The sequence below is a fragment of the Hyella patelloides LEGE 07179 genome (assembly GCF_900659865.1).
In the GTDB taxonomy this organism is placed as follows: domain Bacteria; phylum Cyanobacteriota; class Cyanobacteriia; order Cyanobacteriales; family Xenococcaceae; genus Hyella; species Hyella patelloides.
In genome coordinates this window covers 1-9,357 of the sequence record NZ_LR214043.1, presented here as the reverse complement: position 1 = coordinate 9,357, position 9,357 = coordinate 1, and the positions used below count along the sequence as shown (strand labels likewise).

General features: G+C 41.3%; 8 protein-coding genes. All 8 read right to left on the bottom strand.

Annotated features, from left to right (window positions below; translation table 11 throughout):
- Positions 1 to 141: 141 nt before the first annotated feature.
- The gene (gene psaI, locus H1P_RS27715; protein ID WP_144873826.1) at positions 142 to 291 is read right to left on the bottom strand and encodes a photosystem I reaction center subunit VIII; all 150 of its coding nucleotides are present in this window, start codon (positions 289 to 291) and stop codon (positions 142 to 144) included.
- Positions 292 to 390: 99 nt separating this feature from the next.
- On the bottom strand, positions 391 to 960 hold the full coding sequence (locus H1P_RS27710) for a photosystem I reaction center subunit XI (protein WP_144873824.1): 570 nt from the start codon (positions 958 to 960) through the stop codon (positions 391 to 393).
- A gap of 326 nt (positions 961 to 1,286) precedes the next feature.
- Entirely contained in the window at positions 1,287 to 3,518 is a 2,232-nt protein-coding gene (gene psaB, locus H1P_RS27705; RefSeq protein ID WP_144873822.1) for a photosystem I core protein PsaB, read from the bottom strand.
- 88 nt (positions 3,519 to 3,606) lie between these two features.
- Entirely contained in the window at positions 3,607 to 5,862 is a 2,256-nt protein-coding gene (gene psaA / locus H1P_RS27700) for a photosystem I core protein PsaA (protein WP_144873820.1), read from the bottom strand.
- A 587-nt stretch (positions 5,863 to 6,449) separates the two neighbouring features.
- A complete protein-coding gene (locus tag H1P_RS27695; protein ID WP_144873818.1) occupies positions 6,450 to 7,154 on the bottom strand; it encodes a response regulator in 705 nt (234 codons plus the stop codon).
- A gap of 384 nt (positions 7,155 to 7,538) precedes the next feature.
- Positions 7,539 to 7,703 carry a N(2)-fixation sustaining protein CowN gene (cowN, locus tag H1P_RS39560; protein WP_342799617.1) on the bottom strand — a complete coding sequence of 55 codons (165 nt, stop codon included), beginning with the start codon at positions 7,701 to 7,703 and terminating at the stop codon, positions 7,539 to 7,541.
- Positions 7,704 to 7,720: 17 nt separating this feature from the next.
- A complete protein-coding gene (gene cowN / locus H1P_RS40005) occupies positions 7,721 to 7,912 on the bottom strand; it encodes a N(2)-fixation sustaining protein CowN (RefSeq protein WP_425461556.1) in 192 nt (63 codons plus the stop codon).
- A 426-nt stretch (positions 7,913 to 8,338) separates the two neighbouring features.
- The coding region (locus tag H1P_RS27685; RefSeq protein WP_144873814.1) for an HAD-IC family P-type ATPase at positions 8,339 to 9,357 on the bottom strand (1,019 nt) is incomplete at its 5' end.

Sequence of the window (9,357 nt, the reverse complement as noted above, 5' to 3'; positions counted from 1 at the left end):
CCATCTGCTGAAGCAGTAGGAGTTATAGCAAAACAAATTACTATTGCTAAGATTAAAGGCAATATTTTTTTCTTCATTTTTTCGATTGTAAATAATTTTGGTTAGGTTTCAAGACTTGTCATTTACCTATTTGATTAAACCTCAAACTTCTTCTTCCACTGCTTCTTTTTCAATCCAAAGAAATACAAGAGCGAATATGGGAAAAGGCAAAATATAAGTAATCAAAGGAATTAGAATCCAAGGAAGCCAAGAAAGAGCATAAGCACCTGTCATTTGTGTCATGTCGGTCATAATAATCCTCTTAATTTTTAGTAGTTAGAGATGTTCGGATGAAACGTCTGTACATTCAATAAAGCGTTTGTACAGTTGTTGATGATTGAAGTTAAAAGTCTAGCCGTAGAGCCAGGGAGTAAGATGCTGGCTAACATTAACTGCACCACGTAAAATTGCATCGAGATCGTCAAAATTTTCTAGTAAAGCATAGGCAAATACTGCACCACCCATTGCCCCTAAAAAGATACCTCCTCCCAGTTGAAACCAGTCATCTTTGTGTCTCAAAGGTCTTAGATCGTCTTTGGAATTTGAATTATACGCCCCTCTAGGATCGCCTTGAAAAGTAGCCAGAGCAAAAATAGAAATTCCTAAAACGGCTGAGGCAGTGATGTAAATAGCGGTGATTACGCCACTTATATTAGCTCCGTGAGAAGTTTCTCGTAATGGGCCAAAGACAATTTCTGGGCCGATCAAAAAATATCCATGAGCCATACCAATTTCTAAGCCACGCATAAAAGGACTCAATCCTTCACGGTAGGCTGGCAAATTGCTCATATAAGCTTTAACCAGTTCAGAGTCATTAATGGGAGTAGAAAGATTACCCAAACAAGGATCGCCTTTATAGGGTTTAATTAGTTCTGATTCTGTATAAGCTTGAGAAAAATTAGGGGTTATAGTTTCACTCATGTTTTTAAATTGTTAGTGATTATTGGTTAGTAGTTTATTCTATTGGCGATCGCCAAATACTAAATTATTAATTGGGGAAGAAAACCCGATCCGACGCTCAATTAGGATCGGGCTATTGTCGATTTTGGGAGAGGAGAATCCCCCAAACTTGTTAATCTTTGCCCTTTGTCAAGCAAGGTATGAGAAACGAGGTAATCAGGATATTTAACCAAGTCCGTCGTAATTTATCCTTGATACTTTTAAGAACAGAGGACGTCATTAGTTGTTAGTTGGAAATCGATAACAACTAATCAAGAACAAAGGGCAAAAGACAAAATTTAAAAACGCTAACCAAATTTACTCGCCGTTGAAGCGATGACAAATGCCCCGTATGTGGCAATATAACCGACGGTAAAATGGGTTAAACCTACTAAGCGAGCTTGCACGATTGATAGTGCTACTGGTTTATCTTTGGGATAGCCAAAGGATAATGGAGTGTGTTCGTGCGCCCACATGAGGGTTTCAATTAGCTCTTGCCAGTAACCGCGCCAGGTAATTAAGAACATGAAGCTAACCGCCCAAACCAGATGTCCGAAGAGGAATATCCAAGCCCAAATAGCTAGATTGTTTGTTCCATAAGGGTTATAGCCATTGATTAACTGCGCGGAATTTGCCCAAAGATAATCTCTAAACCATCCCATGAGATAGGTAGAGCCTTGATTAAACTGAGCTACATTACCTTCCCAAATTGCTAAGTGTTTCCAGTGCCAATAAAAAGTAATCCAACCTAAAGTATTGAGCATCCAGAAAGTAGCCAGATAGAAACTATCCCAAGCAGAGATATCGCAAGTACCACCACGTCCAGGGCCATCACAGGGGAAAGAATAGCCAAAGTCTTTTTTGTCGGGCATCAGTTTAGAGCCACGAGCATCTAACGCACCTTTAACTAAGATTAAAGTAGTAACGTGAAGACCTAGGGCGATCGCATGATGAACATAGAAGTCTCCAGGGCCAATAGTTAGATACAGTGAGTTAGTACCACTGTTCATAGCTTCAAGCCACCCAGGTAGCCAGACATTAGCATGATTGGGCCAAGCAGTAGAGGCAATACTATCAGGATTTGAAAGCAAAGTGCTGATGCCGTATAGTCCCTTACCGTGAATAGCTTGTAGCCACTGAGCAAATACAGGCTCGATTAAAATTTGCTTTTCTGCTGCACCAAATGCTACCTCTACATCGTTATGAACATACAAAGCAAGAGTATGAAAACCAAGGAACATAGATACCCAACTGAGGTGAGAGATAATTGCCTCTTTATGGTCTAGCACTCTGGCTAGGACATTATCCCGATTCAATTCTGGATCGTAATCTCTCACCATAAAGATTGCACCGTGAGCAAATGCACCAACCATCAAAAAGCCAGCAATATACTGATGATGAGTATAGAGAGCAGCCGTAGTGGTGTAGTCTTTGGCAATAAAAGCATAGGGAGGCATCGAATACATATGCTGTGCCACTAAGGAAGTGATTACCCCCAGACAAGCCAAATGCCATGCTAACTGAAAGTGCAACGAATTATTGTAGGTATCGTAAATACCTTTGTGTCCCCGACCAGTTTGAGGAGCAATAAAAAAACCACCCCAACCGGGTCCTTGTACAGCCTCAGTCATCTCTTTAATATTGTGACCAATACCAAAGTTAGTGCGGTACATATGACCTGCAATAATGAAGATAACGCCGATCGCCAAATGGTGATGCGCCATATCTGTCAGCCACAAAGACTCGGTTTGGGGATGGAAGCCACCTAAAAAAGTTAAAATCGCTGTGCCTGCACCTTCTGATGTGCCAAATATATGATTGGCAGTATCGGGGTTTTGGGCATATGCGCCCCAGTTGAGACTAAAAAATGCTCCTAAACCTGCGGGATGAGGCGGAGTGGTTAAGAAGTTATCCCAACCTACGTGCTGTCCGCGAGATTCAGGGATTGCCACATGAATTAAGTGACCAGTCCAAGCCAAAGAACTAACCCCGAATAAACCAGCTAAATGGTGATTCAGGCGAGATTCTGCATTCTTAAACCAAGCCAAACTGGGGCGGAATTTGGGCTGCAGATGCAACCAGCCAGCAAATAACATTACTGATGCTAGTAACAATAACAAGATCGACCCCATATAAAGGTCATTGTTAGAGCGCATCCCAATTGTGTTCCACCAGTGATAAACGCCAGAATAAGCGATATTTACGGGATTAGAAGCTCCTGCTTGAGTAAAGGCTTCAATTGCTCCTGGCCCAAATTGAGGGTCCCAAATTGCATGAGCTATGGGAGAAATTTTTAAGGGATCTTGAACCCACTGTTCAAAGTTGCCTTGCCATGCGACGTGGAATAGTAAACCTGAAGTCCACAGAAAGATAATAGCAATATGACCGAAGTGAGAAGCAAAAATCTTTTGATAAAGATTTTCTTCCGTCATACCATCATGAAGTTCAAAGTCATGTGCCGTCGCTATCCCATACCAAACACGTCTGGTAGTCGGGTCTTGAGCAAGGTCTTGGCTAAATTTAGGAAATTTAGTAGCCATAATTTAACAAATTTCGATTGTGATTACTTAAATTGATTGGTAGGGGCGATTGGCAAATCGCCCTTACAGATTTTTTGATTTGGTTTATCTACCCAATTGCTGCCATACGAGCCAAGAAGAAAGCCCAGGTAGTAACAATTCCCCCTAATAGGTACTGAGCTGCACCTACAGCACGACCATGAGTAATACTGAGGGCGCGGGGTTGAACTGAGATCGCAATTTTGAGCTTGTTGTGTGCCCAAACAATAGATTCGATTAGCTCTTGCCAATAGCCACGACCGCTAAATAAGAACATTAAGCTAAAGCCAAAGACAAAGTGTCCTGCTAAAAACATTAATCCATAAGCGGAAAGCGCACTATTGTAAGAAGTAATAACTTGAGATGCTTGCGCCCAGAGAAAGTCTCGCAGCCAACCATTAATCGTAATCGAGCTAGAGGCAAAATTACCCGCCGTAATATGATTTACTGTGCCGTCTGCGCCTACTGTTCCCCAGACATCAGATTGCATCTTCCAGAAAAAGTGGAAAATAACCATTGAGATTGTGTTATACATCCAAAACAGTCCTAAGAAGACATGATCCCAAGCCGACACTTGGCAAGTACCACCACGACCAGGTCCATCACAGGGAAAGCGGAAACCTAACTCACTTTTATCGGGAATTAAACGAGAATTGCGAGAGTACAGTACACCTTTGAGCAAGATTAATACGGTGACATGGATCGTAAAAGCATGGATATGGTGAATGAGAAAATCTGCTGTGCCTAATTGAATCGGCATCATTGCTACTTTATCGCCAATTGCCAATACTCCGCCACCGCCAAAAGCATAACTAACAGGCTCATTTAACACGGAAGCAGTCGAACCAGGTGCTAAAGCATGGAAGTTTTGAATCCATTGAGCAAAAATTGGTTGCAAAGGAATCCCTGTATCGGAAAACATATCTTGGGGACGACCAAAAGCCCGCAGGGTGTCGTTGTGAAGATAAATTCCGAAACTGTGAAAGCCTAAAAACTGACAGACCCAAACTAAATGGGCAATAATACTATCGCGGTGACGTAATACGCGATCAAGATTATTATTAACGTGCATCGCAGGATCGTAATCCCGCACCATGAAGATAGCAGCATGGGCAGCAGCACCGACTATTAGAAAACCACCAATCCATACATGATGAGTAAATAAAGAAAGGGTAGTAGCATAGTCTGTCGCCAGATAAGGATAGGGAGGCATCGCATACATATGATGTGCAACCAAAATACTTAAAGACCCCATCCAAGCTAAGTTCCAAGATAATTGGGCGTGCCAAGAGGTCGTAAAGACTTCATACATCCCTTTATGACCAGTGCCAGTAAAAGGACCTTTGTGAGCTTCTAGAACTTCCTTAAAGCTATGACCAATACCCCAGTTAGTACGGTAAAAGTGACCAGCAATGATGAACAGAACAGCAATTGCTAAGTGATGGTGGGCAGTATCCGAGAGCCATAAACCCCCCGTGACTGGATTTAAACCCCCTTTAAAAGTTAGGAAGTCAGAATAAGCTCCCCAATTCAAAGTAAAGAAAGGTCTTAAACCCTGAGCAAAACTAGGATATAGCTCTGCCATTTTGCTCGCATCAATAAATTCATGGGGCAAGGGAATTTCACTAGGAGCGACTCCTGCATCCAAAAGTTTATTAATGGGTAATGATACATGAATCTGGTGTCCTGCCCAGCCTAATGAACCCAAACCTAACAATCCTGCTAAGTGATGATTCATTGCCGACTCGACATTTTGAAACCATTCCAACTTGGGAGCGCGGACGTGATAGTGAAACCAGCCAGCGAATAGCATTAGAGCAGCCATTACTAAACCGCCTATTGCAGTACAGTAAAGCTGAAACTCGTTAGTAATACCAGAGGCTCGCCACAACTGAAATAAGCCCGAAGTAATTTGAATGCCGTGGAAACCACCGCCCACATCAGCATTGAGTATATCTTGACCAACGAGGGGCCAAACTACCTGTGCGCTGGGTTTAATACCAACTGGATCTGTTAACCAAGCGGTATAGTTAGAAAACTTGGCACCGTGAAAGTACATTCCACTCAACCAGACAAAGACTACTGCCAAATGTCCAAAATGAGCCGAAAATATTTTACGAGAAACGTCTTCTAAATCACTGGTGTGGCTATCAAAATCGTGAGCATCAGCGTGTAGATTCCAAATCCAGGTAGTACTTTTAGGACCTCGCGCTAGGGCGCGATCAAAGTGTCCTGGTTTTGCCCACTTCTCAAAAGAAGTAGGCACGGGATTGTTATCTACGACAACTTTTGCCTTTTGCTCCGATTCCGAAGGGCTAATTGTCATTTACATCCTCCTTCTATGGTTATTAGTCAATAGTTATAGCCGTACAAGATTGGGCTAAAACCAAAAATTATTGACTTCTTTAAGTGGCAAAGGCGTGCTTTGCTTGTCTTGGTCAGCGTTTGGTAAGTCTGCGTCTTTGGAGGAGACCTCCATTGTGACGGACGTTTGCTAGGTACGCGGAAGCGGTTCGGATATTCCATCTGTAGTGGCGGTAGGAGGAGTTTCAAAGCCAAATAATAAAAATGTTAGGGCAAATAAACAAATTATTAAAAGCTACTCCCTCCCCGCACACCTCTGATAGCGTCTATCACGGATACCGCTTCCGCCTTAGGACTCGCTCTGCATCGCGCGACCGAAGGAAGTCCTTTAGGGCATCGCACATAACGCGGGGTCTGACCGCTCGATGAATAAAACCGATTTATTGTCGCACTGCAAGTAGCAATTTAAAAAATGTCCTAACGTCTATACGTAGTGCTATATTAGTCATTCATTTTTTACTACTAATTACAAATTATCGACAACAAACGACCAAGAACGATATAAATTTATTGTTGTGTATTTATGTCTATTAAACTACCTTTTCTCAACTATCTTTTAGCGATCGCTATATAGAGTCGATGAGTAATTTCTGTTAACAACTTTTCCGCAGTTAAAGGTTCAATAGTTTCTTTGTCATTTACTAACATTATTTCTGAATTTTGCTTATTTTTTGGCAACTGAACTGCAATAAATAGTAGGGGTATTTTGTTAGTAAGTTCAGATTGACGCAGTAAATTTAAGATACCATAACCATCAATTATTGGCATCATTAATTCACAAATTATTATATCTGGACGTTCAGATTTTGCTAAATTAATCGCAGTATTACTATCTTTAGCTTCAATTACCTGAAAGTTTTCTTCTCGTAAGATTGTAGCTATCAAATTACGACTATCATCTCGATGTTCTATTACCAAAATTTGGGGTTTTATTACTTCTCGATGAAACCATAAATACTCAGGCTGATAGTGCTGCTCTAATAAATTTGGCTCGAAATCGATAGTATGAGGAGGAGCAGAAACCGTTTCTACTAATGATAATTCTGTTGGAGACTTAATTTCACAGAAATTATATCCATTTTTCCGCTCATTTAGCGAAAAATAAGCTGCATTAACCTCGAATTCTTCAGTTAGCTTTAATTCGCGATCTGTAGAGTATGCAAATGCATAATCACGTTTTTTAGTTGGCCGATCTTTTGCTAGAACCGAATCAATCCCGTAGGAATGCACTCGCTCTATGCTGTGCAGTTTCATAAACCAAAAATTCCTGACTAAAAGGGTAAATATCGATTTTCGCTACGGTTTCCGAGGCCAGAGACGAAAAATCGACTTGAGAAGCAACCAAATAAGTAAGTAGGTTCGATTACTCAGTTTGTTTGATATGAATGATATTGAAAAAGAAAAAAGACTGAATTTTGTTAGTTGCAACATTTAGATTGCTTTACTTAATTTTATACCAAAATATCAGTGTATATTAAAGAACATTGTTGTGATTTTTTACAAAACTTTAAAACTTAATTAGAAAAATATTAACCACCTACCAAATTTCTCGCGCCAAAATTTTTGCTGTATTTTAAAATATTTTTATTTCTGCTCCATAAAAATCATCTAATCTGACTGGCTAAGGATTACAAAACTTTAACAACATTCTTCTTCAATTTGTTTGAGCAAGTTTAAAGCTTCTGTGTCTTTATAGTCTTCAAACAAAGAATAAACATTATTCATCTGGCTGCATATAAAATGAAGTTTGTCTTGTCCAATCGCCAGGCATTCGTGAGGGGCTGACACCGCCACGTCCGACATATGCGGAGCGGTATCCTTTAGGGCGAGCATCTGGGGAGACCCCAGATGGAGCGGACTCCTCGAAGGGCGGGGTGCTTGTATGCCCCGTGCAATTTAGCCTGAAAATACCCAGACCAAGTACTATTGTGGGGAGGATTTTTACTGTATTTCTCAATGTAGCCCAAAACTCGGTGTGCTTGCTTGTCGCAATCAATGCTTTGAAATCTCAACTGATGAGCAGAAATGGCTCACAGGATTGACGAGACAAAAGATTCCGTTTATCACTTAGAAGTCGAGTAAAGCTTTCGATGTTATGGTCACAGCCTATAGCTATTGTAGAACAAGATAACACCTCCTCGCGCTAGCAGGTGGTGAAGACTTCATAATCAACATATCGATTTGTTTTCTGTTCTGTCACTGTGTTAATTTTTCTACTTTAACTTTATTCAAATTAAGCATTCCAAGTTGGTGCGATCTGCGGAACTCTAATTTTAGATTGCACTTGAGTAATTATATAGCGAACAAGTCAATAAATTTTACTATTTGCAGACATTTCTATTTGTGTTTTCAATAGATAGTATAGAGAAGTAAGGCGAGGTGTACCTCACCCTACCTGATTTTAGTTCGATCTATCGTCAACATTTTTTCACTTGGTCTTAAAGTGGGTCAATAGAGTGAGCCCAGATTGCCATGGGTATCATTGGGAGCATTGGCAGTAAACAGATCAGCCACTGATTCAAGGTTAGTGGTGCTGTTTCAAATAGCGTGTTCATTACACCCCACTGGCTAAAGACAATTTGTAAGACAGCAGCAGCAACAATACCCACAATGAGGATCGGTGCTTTGGTGATAGATGTTGCTCTACGGCGTGCATAATTAGCCAGACTTATCCCTAATTGACTGATACTTATAAGATAGATTACCCTCGCTGCAACCAGTGATTGAATTGCCATTGTGCGAGCAACTGCAATATCTCCCGTTGTCAATTTAGCCCACTCAAACACCCCAAAAATCAAAATCCAGTTGAATACCGACACTGCTAAAATTCGGTTTAATAATTTGCGAGTGAGCAAGGGTTGATTGGGATTGCGCGCTGGCTGTTGCATAATACCCTGAGATTTGGGTTCAAAAGCCAGAGGAACGGTCATAGTAATCGAGTTGATCATATTGAGCCAGAGTACTTGTAGGGAGAGAATAGGCAAATCTCTTGCTAGCAAGGCACTAATCAGAATGGTCATCGATTCACCGCCGTTGACAGGCAAGAGAAAAGCGATCGCTTTTTGTAAGTTCTGGTAGACTGTGCGCCCTTCTTCTACCGCAGCTTCTATAGAGGCAAAGTTATCATCTGTGAGTAGCATATCAGCAGACTCTCGTGCCACTTCGGTTCCTCCTTTCCCCATAGCAATCCCAATATCTGCTTGCTTGAGGGCAGGAGCATCGTTTACTCCATCTCCAGTCATGGCGACGATTTCCCCTTTAGATTGGAGTGCTTCCACTAGTTGCAGTTTTTGGGTGGGGGCAACCCTAGCAAAAACAACTCCATCTTCAATCGATTGAGCAATTTCACGATCGCCCATTTGTGCCAATTGTTGCCCTTCAAAGGCTAAAACCTGCCCTGCTTTCTGAATCCCCATTCTTTTAGCGATCGCTTGTGCGGTAGTAATATGATCTCCAG

Bases quoted from the DNA above. Each gene is read 5' to 3' on its own strand.
- psaI (WP_144873826.1), bottom strand. From the start codon at position 291: ATGACCGACATGACACAAATGACAGGTGCTTATGCTCTTTCTTGGCTT.
- H1P_RS27710 (WP_144873824.1), bottom strand. From the start codon at position 960: ATGAGTGAAACTATAACCCCTAATTTTTCTCAAGCTTATACAGAATCA.
- psaB (WP_144873822.1), bottom strand. From the start codon at position 3,518: ATGGCTACTAAATTTCCTAAATTTAGCCAAGACCTTGCTCAAGACCCG.
- psaA (WP_144873820.1), bottom strand. From the start codon at position 5,862: ATGACAATTAGCCCTTCGGAATCGGAGCAAAAGGCAAAAGTTGTCGTA.
- H1P_RS27695 (WP_144873818.1), bottom strand. From the start codon at position 7,154: ATGAAACTGCACAGCATAGAGCGAGTGCATTCCTACGGGATTGATTCG.
- cowN (WP_342799617.1), bottom strand. From the start codon at position 7,703: ATGTCGGACGTGGCGGTGTCAGCCCCTCACGAATGCCTGGCGATTGGA.